This window comes from Ruegeria sp. BHSB056, from assembly GCF_059613305.1.
This window is the reverse complement of the sequence record NZ_JBXWSG010000098.1, coordinates 1-13,454: the sequence shown is the minus strand read 5'-3', so window position 1 is coordinate 13,454 and position 13,454 is coordinate 1. Positions and strand designations below refer to the sequence as shown.

The window sequence follows — 13,454 nt, the reverse complement described above, 5'->3', positions numbered from 1 at the left end:
GCACCGATTGAAGACCGAGCGCAACTGTCCGCTTGTCTCCAGGAAACAATAAAAGCTACCATCTGATTGACCGCTCTCAAACAACGGATTGCTCCTCCAGCGGACGCATACCAACAAAGAGCATCAACGCCGCAAAAAGATTGCGGAGGAGTTTAATCAGCTTCTGCGGGATGAAGGGTTTGGTAGCTTGTTTCCTAACGAAACAACCCAATCCGAAAAAACTGCGAAGCGCAGATTGACTCTGATCTCGGAGGCAATCGCAATCGGAATGGACGTTCCACAGCAGTTGCGCGACGAAGTTGATCCGCCCTTTGAACCGAACCCGCCCACGAATTATGTGGATGACGGAAAGCCGCCTTTTGGCAGTGACGACGAAGAGTATACCGACGAGATTCCGTACTAAAACGCCCGATCTCGTTGAGCTGAGTACAACCGCGCCCGCAGTTGCCCGATGAAATCGACGAGCGACCGCGTTTTTCTCGCGCGTGACGCGGTGCAAGGCGTATTTGCCCACGCTCGTACCCGGCTGACCGAAAACGTCGCTGTGTGACGCGCTTTTCGACGCCGTGGTGAAACGACAAACGGGCGGTCGATTGACCTGGTTCACCTCGCTGCGAGGAAAATGGTGACGCGTCTGAGGGCTGCTTGCTGGCGTGCGGTGTTTCGCAGTATGAACAGTTCCTTGATTCTTCGGCAAGCCACCGGACGGCAACTGGTTTTATGATTGTCAGTCAATAATGGGGCGAATGATGTACGCTTCTCTAAGCTCCTTTCGGTCAGAAACTTGATGTCGTAGACGCTTCGCCTCGTCCAACGAGAGTCCATCTCCCATGAAGATATAGCCGGCGTTCGACCCCGTTTCTTGCTCACCGACATACGAGACACTCCGCACGCTTGAAACTGGATTAGGTGAGCATTCGGATTCGAATTGGGAAATAGAAACGCTACTAATCTCGATATCCGTACTTGAGGATGTTTCCTGAGCAACTTTTCTGAGTTCTTTTTTGGACAGGAATGAATAACGAACTTCTTGTTCCTCGAAGTGCCCCAAAACGACACGGTAGTCTCTGTTTTCGTATTCTTCTAGCTCCGCTACAAGCTTTGCAATGGTCAAAGGTTCAATCGGATCATAGAGAAGGTTGCATGTGTAATTTGCTAGCTGCATTGGGTTAAAAAACTGGTTTATTTTCGATCTGCCGAAAGATTGCTCAGATGCTTTCAAGATACTTTGATTGTCATGACAATTTGAATCGCTTCTAGCGCCTATTGAGATCGCGGGAGCTTTTAAAAATCTTGTCACAAGAACATGGCGACCCTCTATCCTTGGATCGTGCATGTCCGATTGATTAGGTGAGGCTATTATTCGCCGCAGATCAGTCATCCACAAGGAGTCGCCGTTAATGTAACGCAAGAGTGCAATCAAATATGCTAAGTCAAATTCAGAATCCCGCGTACCATAGCCCATTTCGTCCCTAAGGTTTATGTAGGACTGGTTGACAGCGACGTACAACTCCACGGCTTCAGACAACAAGCTACGTGCAGTATCACCCTCCTGTGGAGAGGTATGGGGGATTTGCCCATCCGCCAATTCAGAAAAAGCTTCTTCTTGAAGCAATTCGGCTAGAGCGGTTTTTGCTAACAACAGGTATACAGGGTTTCTTCCCTCGTTGTTTCGAATGAGCGATCTAAGCTCGCTGGCAACCACATCACTACTTTTGCCAGAGGCAAGTATGGACCTCAGTTCGCCGTCGGCATTCTCTATTGCATGAGCAGCCAGTGTAACGGTAACAATGTCTGTTCCCTTTGATAAGCGATTAAGCTGTATCAATGCCCGCCTTTGGTTGGAACTTTTCCACCCTTGCTGCCTACCAACAAATGCCATTATTCTGCTTCTTTCTTGGCGAGAAACACCCGTGCTAAGACGCTCAAAAAGTTTGTCGATCATCGAAGTGGAAGCGGAGCAAGTGGCGCTGGAATTTTGAGATTTCTCAGCTTGATCCAGCAGCACTTTGGTCGTTTGAGCCGAAATATTGGTACCTAGATTACTCAGAAAAAGGGAAACCAGTACTATGGGGAGCGTTCTCACAGTTTTCCTCCAAGATTGCAAAACTCCGCCAGTTCATGAAATCGCAGATCGGCAACGACTTCCTGCCTATCGTCTGAAAGCTCTGGTGGATTACGAATATGAAACAGCAACATGTTAGAAAACTCAGGGTCACTTATCTCATCAGCGGGATCGGAGTTGATTAATCGCACTTGTAGATCTTGACCCAACTGAGGAGACAACAAGCCAGGAACGTAAAAGGATATTCCCTGTCTACTCTTCTTAGGTACAAACAAGATATCTGCTTCGTCTTCATCAACATGATGGAATTTTGTATCTCGAACTTCGCCTGAAACAAATGATCGATCGCCTTCGGGTAGTTCACTTTCAAGCTCGCGAACCAAATTAACAATTTCAGTTATTCTGGCTCTCCCGCGAGGTCCATTGCTGCTCGATATAGCGAGGAGTTGCACCCTTTTTCCGGCCTCTAAGGAATCCGCGTTCTCGCTCAGCTCGCAGTTGATGCGTAGGTTCAAGTCCTTTGGTCGTCGATAATTTGAGTGCAATGCCGCAATATTTGACCGAAATTTGGATATCTGTTCAACCAACGTACCATTTCCCTCTTCGAGTTCCGCAACCTGAGATTTCAATTCCTCTATCTCTCCTTTCTGTTTGTCTATTTCAGGTGTTAATAGTGTTGCCTTGACGATCCAGATAAAAATGAGGAGAGCAGCCAACGTCCCCGCGAAAGTAATGCCTTTCCATGTTGCCGTATAATTTTCTGCGAAGACTTGAGTTAAAAGAAGTGCAAAACCAACGCCAAATATTAGCATACCAAACATGGCAACTTGGTTCCGCGCACCCTCAGTCGGCCGAATAATGCTATCGAGAGCTGGGATATCAAAAAACTGATATGATGCTAGAAATAGGCCGATGAATGTGAACGCCGTGGAAAACATCCACGCGACAATTTTTGAACCTACGCCGCCGTTGGAGTTACCGTCTGGTTCGTTGTTGTTAACCATTTATTCCTCCTAAATTTTTCTAACAGACTGCTGCAATGCACGTTTAAATGTTTAGTCCTTGTGCTTTACGATTTGGATTAGTCAACACCGATCTCTGATAGGGAAAGATGAGTTGGATACCTGTATTTTTGCGGCTCTTTGTTCAAAGTAGCCACCCAAGACATCAAGTAAGAGTTTTCGATTGGCGTTACCCAAGTTTCACCCCTGCTGAATCAATGACCTAGACGTGGCACCGTAATTTGCAACGTGGCGTCAACGCCTTTCGTCTGACGGTAGCACAAGTCGTTCTGTAGCGGAAATCAGAGCGGAAAGCTTCCGTCTAAGGTGTGCCAATTCAGTTGTCTTGGCTATTCGGGGGTCAGAAACTGAGTATTTAGGCCGGTCAGCCGCCCAGGATCGGTAGGTCGCAATCATCCCGTCAGGACACTGGACAACGAGGATCGGCACGTTTAAACGACGTGTCGCTGCCGCATTAGCTCAGCTGGTAGAGCAATCGCTTCGTAAGCGATGGGTCGGGGGTTCAAGTCCCTCATGCGGCACCATCACCCTTGCCAAATCACCTTGCTCTCGTGCATTATGTGCGGGAACAAAATGAGAACATTGCCTTGAGAACGACGAAATGACTACCCATGATCCACGGGCAATTGCCAACCTCATGCTTGATGAGGCGGATCAGCGTGGAACTAAAATCACGAACCTCGCCCTGCAAAAGCTGCTGTATTTCGCTCATGGCATCCACCTGACCCAAACCAAGAAACCTCTTGTGTCTGGCTACTTTGAGGCATGGCAATACGGTCCGGTGCACCCGGCGGCTTACAGGGCGTTTAAGAACGCCGGATCATCTCCAATTACGATGCGCGCTGAGGGTAAAGACCCTCTGACAGGGCGGCCACGTCCTGTTCGTTCGATTGACGACTATGCGGTAATTGATCTTGTCCGGCATGTTCTGCGTTCATACGGAACAATGTCCGCAGGTCGTCTGGTTGATTTATCTCACGCGAAAGACTCCCCTTGGGCGTACATTGTGGACAAATCACGAACATCTGTTGCCTTCGGTCTCCAAATACCAGATAATGTGATCATGGACCGATTCCGGTATCACAAGGTTTCGGTCGGTATAGAACCGAACGCAGGAGAACCTAGTGACGATACGCCCTTTGCCTGAAACTGACCTCGCTCGTATTGCCCCTCAACGGGATGATACGAAGCGAAAGAGTTTGGAGCAGATGAAAGGCGGGTTTTCCACGTTCTCGTATAAACCCGTTCGATCCTGTTTCGAAGACATCTTCAACATTCAGCCCGCACTCGATTTCGGCAGCGCGGACGCGACGCCGTGGCCGGTGATTGAAGCGGAATTGAAGAAACGGTGCAGATCGGACGAGGAGTATATGTACAATAAGCGTGTCGCCCTTGGGCTGCATGACTTTGCCTCGTCGGGTCGTGTAATCGGACGGCGGCAAGAGTTTTTCCCTCTTGCGATGGGCATGGGGCGAAAGGTGACTTACTGGCTACCTATGGTCCTCGCGATTGATGAAATGCCTAGTGCAATGTTCATTGAGCCGCGCTCTGCGAAAGGGTTAACCGCCGAGGGGCGTCGGTTCGCCTTCTCCATGATGCACGAACGTATTCGTGCTGCCGATGAAGACTACGCCGACGTGCGCCTGACCATCGCGCAATTCCACAATCCGGAAGATGGTCGCCGTGCCGTTCGCCTTCACACGGATGAAGGTGTCGAATTGTACTCTCGCGAGGAACTCGAACTTATGGTCGCATCGACCTACGAGATGTGGCGCGATGTGCTTGAGGAACGTGAACGTGAGGCACGTGGCCGGGCAACTGGTACAGGGCCGCTGATCTAGTGCGTCATTCTTGCAATATCCTTGCAACGCAAATCTGACGACACGAAAAATGATTTAAAAACAACGTGGTTAGCCGCTTCCCCCGATCATTCGTAATGATGGGGTCGGGGGTTCGAGTCCCTTCAGCGGCACCAGTTCTTCCATTATCTTGGATTCGCTCAACTCGCTTTCTTGGGTAGGTTTCAAGGTTTATGACCTTATCTCAAGGTCGACCATCTATGCCCAAATCATCTATTTTTGGCTTACGTCGATGCACGTGTATGATATTGATGGCGTCTATTGATCCTAAGAAGCTTCGCGTCGAAAAGCGCTCCGCTTGAATCCATTAAGGCCTTTGAATGCAAGGAAAAAAGTGGTGAGCCGTGCAGGATTCGAACCTGCGACCCACTGATTAAAAGTTAGTTCAAATGGCTTTTCTACGGTTTTCCATGCTGCACTACACTGGCGTATAACCATTTGAAATACCTGTGATTTTATTGAGATTTACTCGCTCGCCCCTCATACTGTTTGTCACAAAGTGCTATGCCCGGTGGTTGCTAGGTGGTTGCTGTGGCTGTTTTGAGGAACCAATGCTGATGAAATTGACTAAACGACAAATCGACAACGCCACATGCCGCGAAGATAAGACACTTTATCTTTGGGATGGCACGCTATCCGGCTTTGGTGTGAGACTTTTGCCGACCGGCTCAAAGCGGTACGTCGTAAAATACCGCTCCTACGGTGGTGGGCGCAGTGCCAAACAACGCTGGGTGACGATTGGCATTCATGGCCAAATCCCGTTCGACCAAGCAAAAGAGCACGCGCGACAAATATTGGCGGCCGTGAAACGTGGAGCAGATCCGCAGGGAGAGAGATTAGCCATACGCGGCGCACCAAAGCTATTTGATGCATGGGAGAAATTCGAACGCGAGGAGCTAGCCAACAAGAAGCCCGCGACCATCCGAGACTATACCTCATGCTGGGAGCGGCACATTGGCCCAAAGTTGGGTAGCACCAAAGCAGTAGATGTGTCGCGTTCAGACGTTAGCCGGCTGCATCAGTCGTTGAGTGATACCCCATATCTGGCAAACCGGATGCTGGCCTTGTTGTCGTCATTGATGAACAGATGCGAAGCATGGGAGTGGCGAGAGCAAGGAACTAACCCGTGCCGCTATGTTAAGAAATTTGAAGAGCAATCTCGGGAACGGTTCTTGTCCGGCCCCGAACTGGAACGGCTCGGTAAGGCAATGCGCGATCTGGTAGATGAAGGTGCAATTTGGCCTGATGTAGCCAATTTAATCAGGCTCTTATTGCTGACAGGTGCCCGAAGGAACGAAATCGCCAAGTGTGAGTGGGACTGGGTCAACTGGGAACAGAAGCGAATCTCTCTGCCCGATAGCAAAACCGGGGCGAAACCACTTTTCTTGGGGGATAGCGCACTTCAGATCTTACAATCACAGAAGGTCACTACCCGCGACCCTGATTCAGTTTTCGTGTTTCCCGGCAAGAAACAGGATGCCCCGCTGGTCAATTTATCAAAGCCTTGGAAAGTGATCTGCGAAGCGGCTGAACTGAAAGATATCAGGATACATGATCTGCGCCACACCGCAGCAAGTATTGCAGTCGGCCAAGGTGTTGGTCTCCGGGTCATTGGCCGCTTGCTTGGCCATACGCAAACCCAAACGACGGCGCGTTACGCACACGTTGATAGCGACCCTGCACTCGCGGCGGCCAACGCAATTGGTGATGTTGTAGGCGACTCTATCAGATAGGCAAAACGGTATCTTTGTGAGTGACTTGCGGTTAGTCGAAGCTCTAAGCGCATACATCGCCAGCACATTCCACTGACGGGTGTGCGCAGGTTGAAGATAAGCTGCGTTCCCTACGGGGATCGCCCAGCATTCAGCAGTTGCGCAGCTACTCGCCAACTATTGCTTCGCGGAGTAACTATCTACGGTTGACTTTTCCCTACTTGAAACCGTCTTAGTTGTTCAAAGTAAGAAGTCAGCCCGTGACAAGCGGCGTCCACAGAAAAAGCGCAAACCGGAATAGAAATTGAGTAAGAAGAACCCGCTAGCCCAAGGCTTTGCACGCAAGATTGTAGAAGAATGCACTATGACGGAAGAAGAGTTTCTAGACTCCGCTATTCGATTCTCAAACCGTCTCCAAAATTTCGGGAATAGCTTAAAATCTCGCAAGCTCGCGTATGATGCTTTTAAGAGAAGCCATCGGAAGTCAATTTTCATTTCGCGAGCGAGCCTAAACTTCCGATTTATGCGGTTTTTGGTGGCAACCCGCGAGAACGACAAACTTCCTCGACTTATTCTAAAGGTTCACTTCTTTGATTTAGACAACCTCGCTCTGTGTCACCACAATCATTTCACACACTCCGTTATTACCAACCACACAATTCAACGCCTCTTCGAACGTGAAAACGCTCGCTCACTGCTAGAAGTTAGAAAGCACCTGCGACCGATTCTAGGTTGGCTAACAGTTATGAGGATGTGTACCGGCGGTACCGCTGCGCAAATTCCGACAGCTCATGGCTTGTTTGGGGTCGCACTGCTTGAAGGAGTTTCCACAATAAAGACATATATTTCTAAAGGCGAGTTGACTGGAGAAACGTTAGCCTCGCGGCAGGGTATGACTAGTCATAAAAATCTTATGAAGATGCAGCCGGACGTCTTTACGTTCGACAGAAATAGCATTTCTGGGCCTGAGTTTGGGCGGGCATTACAATTCATTTCCGTGGGGTCTCTCCGCGAAGACATAAAGGAATACGACGAGACAGGACCAGTCTACAGCAACAAGACAAAGACCGACCTTATCAAGACCAAGCGCCACATGTACGCCCCATGGGGGAAGTGGCAAGAAAAGTAACTCTTCAGAGCGCGAAAATAGTGTCAACCCTTGGATAGAGTCCGCATGAACTCCCTGAGAATAGAAAAAGGAAGCAAACTTGGTGTCCGAAAATAGCGAAGAGGCATTTCAGAGAATCGCAAGCCAATTGAATGACGCAGGATTTGATTGGGTTGTTCTCGAAGTTGAGAATTCTATCAAGGAGATGGAAGATGCACGCTCCCTAAAATCCGACAAACCTCATCTAGATTCGCCAGATAAATTGAAGATTCTACTGTCAGCAGTAGAAACACTGACGCAGCAGTTGCCATCAATGACGTTGAAGCTGATGGAGGAAGGAATACCAGAAGCGGAGTGGATTGATGATCGCCCCTCTGCAGTGGAAGAAGATGACGAAGGTCGAAAGAGTGAGCTTAAAAAACAGCGCAGTCTTGCACTTGAGATTCGTGACGTCATTCCCCAAGAAACCGATGAATAAATGCCAATAACAATCCCCACTGATACTCAACTGCAGACAGCAATCAATCTGGCAACCCAGCTAGGTTATACGAAGAGTTACAAGACCGATGACCTATTCGAACACTATGTTTTTTCAATTTGCGTCGCGGCGGCTAAGCAGCACGGAGCCCGCGTTTCGTACTTAGATGCCAACAATGCGCCGTCGCCCAAATTGGTTTTTCGTGCATCTCCAGGCATAATTAATTCACCCAATCGAACCTACACTCACGCATTATTCGAGTTCCCAAATGCATCGAATTTGGAAATGCATGTCGGGATAAAAGTCCTAGGTCTTTCCAAACAGCTTCACGAATGTGATTTGGCCATTTTACCGCAAGAAGTTGCGGCCAGATGTCGTGAGCTTGGTAAGAATCCGGAAGCGAAAGACTTGACTATTGGCATTGAATGCAAACTTCGAACTGGCAAGTTGGAGCTTCCAGCAGCGCGCTCGTTTCTCGGTCTCACAAAGGAAATTCACAACACTAGGAGATTCCTAGTTACCAACTCAGATTCTGAGACGTGTATGAAGGTGGTTTCGCACTATGAACCTAGCTTTAATTCGAACATTCACCCAAGTAGCAGCGATGTTAAAATCTTGGAGAGCTGCTTGGTTGCAGCGATGAAGAGTCACATCGATAAAACTAGAACTTGACGACCAGCCCGCTCAAACGAGGCGGATCAACGAAAAAAGTCAGAGCCTTCGCCACAAGTCCATACAAAATAGCTGAGCAGCCATTGCACTAGCGCATTTCGATGGAAGAACCTTTCTCGATTGCGGAACCGGGGATGCGTTGGTAATCAACCTTGAGGCGAAATGGGTGGGTTGACTATTGCGGTTCATTGACGGCGGCCCTGACATACCAGATGAACTACTCGTGGCATTGGATGAAGGGCGTGTGGTATTTTTCTGCGGTGCGGGTGTCTCTCGCGCGAAAGCGCGGTTACCAGATTTCTTCGGTCTGGCAGGCCAAGTCCTGACAAAACTCGGGGTTCCTAACGACTCCCCAGCCGTCAAGATTCTGGACGAGGCCCGAGAGATAGAGGCTCGAACTGGCATTCCAGGTCTAATTTCAGCTGATCGTGTTTTTGGCCTCCTTGAGCGTGACTTTCTCGAACGCGACATTGAGCGGGCGGTTGCGCAAGCGCTTGCTCCAAAGAAGGGCGCTAGCCTTTGGGCACATGAACTCCTATTGGACCTCGCTACCACCAAGGAAGGCATCACCAAGCTGGTCACGACCAACTTTGACCGATTGTTTGACGATTGCGGGCGAGGATTGGAGGCGTGGCAACCCCCAAGGCTACCAGATCCAGCAAGGCCCGGCGATTTGCACGGGCTTGTTTACCTGCATGGTCGGGCAACAGAAAACTACGATGGCTCTGAGGGCGACGGGTTTGTCTTGTCGAGCGCTGAATTCGGGCGCGCCTATCTTGCAGAGGGTTGGGCAACCCGCTTTTTCAAAGACGTGATCGATCGCTATTCCGTGGTGTTTGTTGGCTACAACGCAGACGATCCGCCGGTACAATACTTGCTGGAAGCACTGAACAAGTCGAACGGTCGGCTGGATGAGGTCTACTCTTTTCAATCCGGTGACGCTGACGATGCGACTTCGCGCTGGGCGCACAAGGGCGTAACGGCAATCCCTTACGATAGCAACGACGGTCACGCAGCGCTGTGGGAAACCCTCAAGGAATGGGCCGACCGCGCAAACGACCCAGAAGGCTGGCAGGCAAAAACTATCGCAATGGCCCGGCGTGGCCCCGAAGCCTTATCGCCCTTCGAACGCGAACAAGTCACGCATTTGGTATCCACCAAGGAAGGCGCACGCAGGTTCCTTGAAAGCGACCCGCCCGTGCCCGCGACTTGGCTATGTGTATTTGACCCTTCAATTCGTTACTCTAAGCCGGAGCAAGACGAAAACGGATATGAGGTAAACCCCTTTGCACTCTACGGGCTGGCAAGTGACAAAGTGCCTGCGCCCATTTCCCCCGACGATCACTATGCTAAACGCGAAATGCCATCGACGGCGTGGGACGCATTTTCGCTCAACCGCCGGGACAGGTTGGAGTTGCGAGACGATCACATAACACCTATGCGTGGCGGTCAATCTCTCTATGCGGGCCAATTGCCGGATAGGATTGGGCATCTTGGATTGTGGATTGGCAAGGTAGCCAATCAAAATGCTGCTGTTTGGTGGGGCGCAAGGCAAGTCGGCCTTCATGCGGTTATTCAGAAGAGCATTCGCTGGAACTTGGAAAGAAGCGACGCTACCTGTGCCGCCCATATAGTTCAAGCGTGGCACTATCTATTTGAACACTGGCGCGCCGAAATAGATGAGGACCGCTTTGATTGGTACCGTTTTCGCGATGAAATCAAGGCCGTAGGCTGGAACAAAACAACAATACGAAAATTTGAAAAACTCTCGCGCCCGCGTCTAACTGCTCGCGACAACTACTTCCGAAATGCTGTTCCACCACAAGCCGACCAAGAGACCAGACTTCAAGATTTGATAAGGCTCGAACTGGCTTACAATAAAGACGGTCGTGACATTTCAATACCAGATGAATGGCTAGCAGATGTTGTTTCGGCTCTGAAACGCAATCTGGACATAGGTATTCAGCTTGAGACTGAGCGCGGCCACTACAGTTGGATGGACATACCGCCAATCATGCCTTCGGACGATCCAGACATAAGCACTCACGGTCGCAACAGGGGGCTTGCTGGTGCCGTATTGTCCTATGCTGCCCTTTTCGAACGGCTTGTGAGCTTTGACGTCGAGAAGGCGCAGCAGGAGGCCGCGACTTGGCCCACCGACGATGACAATGTGTTTGCTCGGCTGCGAATATGGGCTAGCCGGTTTGATACGCTTATTCCCAACAAAGAGTTCACCTCGTTTTTCGACAAGGTCAGTCGTGATGCGTTCTGGAAAGTTCGTCACCAACGTGACCTGTTGTTGACGCTGCAAGAGCGCTGGGCAAGCCTCCCAATGCCCGCCACCAGACGGATCGAAGAACGCATCCTTGAAGGCCGCAAACGCTGGGAAAATGAAGAAGAGCAAGATTTTGTACAGCGTCGCGCGTGGGACATAGCCGAACGCCTTCATTGGCTTCACGCCAAAGGGTGCAACCTTAACGTCAACTACGACGAGGAAATAACCCGGCTGCAAAACACCGCCCCAGATTGGTCGCCTCAACATGCTGAGAATGCGGACCGATCTTGGGAAAGCCGGGGGGGAATGGTCCGGACCGACACTGAGCATAGCCTTTTGTTGTCAGAACCGCTTTCAAACGTTTTGGCTAAAGCACAAGAACTCGGAGGGCGAACCGGGGAGGCGCTTGTTGAACATGATCCGTTCAAGGGCTTGTCCGCAAGCCACCCGATTATGGCAATTTCTGCCCTACGGTTAGAAACCGCGCGCGGCGAATACCCGGAATGGGCTTGGCGGCGTTACTTGAACTCAAACCAACGAAAAGAGGACAGTGGACGCCTCAAGAATTTCATTGCCGAACTCATCATTGGGGCAGACGACGAAGCGTTGGGAGGTATAATTTACCCCGTCTCCGAGTGGTTGTTGTCCACGACTGACGGTTTGCCAAATGAGTGCGTTCCGACTTTCGAACGCCTTATCGTGCGGCTGCTGGCGTTCTTGAACGAGACCCCCGATGCTGGTGGCTCTGCCATCGTGCGTGGAAGCCGCGACCCAGATTGGGCGACAGAGGCGCTAAACTCGCCTGCGGGGAAAATCGCACAAGCATTGTATCACGATCCGCGCCGCAAAGACCTTGAGAAAAAACAAGGGCTTCCAGGCGAGTGGAAAACACTCGTCGAAAGTACGCTTTCTTTGCCCGGAGACAATGGCCGCTTCGCCTTGGTCTTTGTTAGCCACTTGTCGAATTGGTTCCACTACGTCGATCCTGCTTGGACAAGCGACAACCTCTTGTCTTTGTTGGAATCCGACGATGAAGACACGCTCGAAGCTTGGTGGACGGGCTACCTGTGGGGAGTTAAGACACTTCCACCGATGGACTTTTTCGAAAAGCTGAAACCACATTTGTTGGCCAAGGCTGCAAGCCAAACGAGAAGCGAAAGAGACAATCGCGACGGCCTAGCAGACTTGGTGCTTGCAAGCTGGGCCTACCCCGACTCCGACACAGGGGTAGAGCGCATTACAAACGGTGAATTGCGCCAGCTTTTGCTAGACGCGGGTGATGGCTTCAGGGCGCGCACTCTGCGGATTCTGGAACGCCGAGGTGAAGGGGAAGGAGACGATGGTGAATACTGGAAGGCCCTCCAAGAACGCTTCCTACGCAATGTGTGGCCAGTACAGAAAGCTGCCCGCACGCCAAAAAACTCGGCCCGCTTGATCGAACTTGCATTCTCAAACGAAGAAACCTTCTTGGCCATTTCGGAAGCGATCCTTCCGCTTCTTAGCCCAATTGAACGTGACCACATCATGTTGCCTTCTATCCGTCGTGGAGAAGGAAACATTGTAGATAAACACCCGGAACGCGTGCTTGAAATCCTTTATTTGGCACTTCCCGAAAACGCAAACAGGTGGCCCTACGAGATAGACGCAACTTTGAAGCGTATTGCCGATGCAAATCCATCGCTTCTAGTAGACCCTAGATTGGTCGAGTTGAACAGGCGCTGGAACTCAAGGTGATTGCCCGCAGAATGTCCGCGTAGGTATGTCCACACTAAACTGAACAGATATTCTTTTGGCTTGGAATTCTGGTTGATTGAACCCAAGTGATTAGAATTAGGTTCGCAGTTTTTGAAGACGAAGAGATCTAAGCGGTGCCCTGCGCAACTCGGTTTAGTCAAACGAAATATTAGAAAGAAGGTCCTTAGCCTCTTCCTTTTCGTTGTCATCGACCAATCGCTTGGCATCTTCGCGAACAGTTTGCGGATAACTGATTGGCGGGACTTTCGCATCAGGCTTTGGCATGTGATCGTAGAGCAACTCTTGCGTACTGGTCTTATGCATGGTCAGTCTCCAGAGGGTTGAGCTCGCGGTTATAGTAATGTTTCCGCTTTATCCACTTAAATCCTTCGTGTTTCGTTACTGTGGCCACGTCGAGTGTATCCGTCCGGCTTCCCCGCTCTGACGGCGTTCGGGAGAGAGTGTTAAAGATGTCCACTATCGATAGTGGACATCATGGGGCGCTCTATGGCGGGCAAGAAGGGTCAGA

At 50.5% G+C, this 13,454-nt stretch carries 10 protein-coding genes and 2 tRNA genes; 9 read left to right on the top strand and 3 right to left on the bottom strand.

Annotated elements, in window-relative coordinates; translation table 11 throughout:
* Positions 1-235: 235 nt before the first annotated feature.
* The gene (locus AC2FND_RS17495; protein WP_496771100.1) at positions 236-403 is read left to right on the top strand and encodes a hypothetical protein; all 168 of its coding nucleotides are present in this window, start codon (positions 236-238) and stop codon (positions 401-403) included.
* Positions 404-727: 324 nt separating this feature from the next.
* Here AC2FND_RS17495 and AC2FND_RS17490 read toward each other — a convergent pair whose 3' ends face one another.
* Positions 728-2,086, bottom strand: a complete 1,359-nt coding sequence (locus tag AC2FND_RS17490) for a hypothetical protein (protein ID WP_496771099.1) — start codon at positions 2,084-2,086, stop codon at positions 728-730.
* A complete protein-coding gene (locus AC2FND_RS17485; RefSeq protein ID WP_496771098.1) occupies positions 2,083-3,069 on the bottom strand; it encodes a hypothetical protein in 987 nt (328 codons plus the stop codon). The genes AC2FND_RS17490 and AC2FND_RS17485 overlap by 4 nt, the downstream gene beginning before the upstream one ends.
* Positions 3,070-3,535: 466 nt before the next feature.
* On the opposite strand from AC2FND_RS17485, the gene AC2FND_RS17480 reads away from it, so the two are divergent.
* The 8 genes from AC2FND_RS17480 to AC2FND_RS17445 all read left to right on the top strand — a co-directional run bounded on the left by AC2FND_RS17480 (position 3,536) and on the right by AC2FND_RS17445 (position 12,925).
* A tRNA-Thr gene (locus AC2FND_RS17480) sits at positions 3,536-3,611 on the top strand.
* Between the two features lie 77 nt (positions 3,612-3,688).
* Positions 3,689-4,234 (top strand): type VI toxin-antitoxin system SocA family antitoxin, encoded by a 546-nt coding sequence (gene socA / locus AC2FND_RS17475; protein ID WP_496771097.1) that lies wholly within the window; start codon positions 3,689-3,691, stop codon positions 4,232-4,234.
* Positions 4,212-4,928 (top strand): type VI toxin-antitoxin system SocB family DNA replication inhibitor toxin, encoded by a 717-nt coding sequence (gene socB, locus AC2FND_RS17470; protein WP_496771096.1) that lies wholly within the window; start codon positions 4,212-4,214, stop codon positions 4,926-4,928. The genes socA and socB overlap by 23 nt, the downstream gene beginning before the upstream one ends.
* Positions 4,916-5,062 (top strand) — tRNA-Thr (locus tag AC2FND_RS17465). Before socB ends, AC2FND_RS17465 begins: the two co-directional genes overlap by 13 nt.
* Positions 5,063-5,497: 435 nt before the next feature.
* Complete coding sequence (locus AC2FND_RS17460) at positions 5,498-6,679, top strand: site-specific integrase (protein ID WP_496771095.1); 1,182 nt, start codon at positions 5,498-5,500, stop codon at positions 6,677-6,679.
* Positions 6,680-6,962: 283 nt separating this feature from the next.
* Complete coding sequence (locus tag AC2FND_RS17455; RefSeq protein WP_496771094.1) at positions 6,963-7,787, top strand: hypothetical protein; 825 nt, start codon at positions 6,963-6,965, stop codon at positions 7,785-7,787.
* 82 nt (positions 7,788-7,869) lie between these two features.
* A complete protein-coding gene (locus AC2FND_RS17450; RefSeq protein ID WP_496771093.1) occupies positions 7,870-8,244 on the top strand; it encodes a hypothetical protein in 375 nt (124 codons plus the stop codon).
* An 895-nt stretch (positions 8,245-9,139) separates the two neighbouring features.
* The gene (locus tag AC2FND_RS17445; RefSeq protein ID WP_496771092.1) at positions 9,140-12,925 is read left to right on the top strand and encodes an SIR2 family protein; all 3,786 of its coding nucleotides are present in this window, start codon (positions 9,140-9,142) and stop codon (positions 12,923-12,925) included.
* Between the two features lie 153 nt (positions 12,926-13,078).
* Here the strand turns inward: AC2FND_RS17445 and AC2FND_RS17440 are convergent, their stop codons facing one another.
* On the bottom strand, positions 13,079-13,249 hold the full coding sequence (locus AC2FND_RS17440; protein ID WP_496771091.1) for a hypothetical protein: 171 nt from the start codon (positions 13,247-13,249) through the stop codon (positions 13,079-13,081).
* Between the last annotated feature and the right edge of the window lie 205 nt (positions 13,250-13,454).

Coding starts and splice junctions, on each gene's coding strand:
- AC2FND_RS17485 (WP_496771098.1), bottom strand. CDS start 3,069: ATGGTTAACAACAACGAACCAGACGGTAACTCCAACGGCGGCGTAGGT.
- socA (WP_496771097.1), top strand. CDS start 3,689: ATGACTACCCATGATCCACGGGCAATTGCCAACCTCATGCTTGATGAG.
- AC2FND_RS17460 (WP_496771095.1), top strand. CDS start 5,498: ATGCTGATGAAATTGACTAAACGACAAATCGACAACGCCACATGCCGC.
- AC2FND_RS17440 (WP_496771091.1), bottom strand. CDS start 13,249: ATGCATAAGACCAGTACGCAAGAGTTGCTCTACGATCACATGCCAAAG.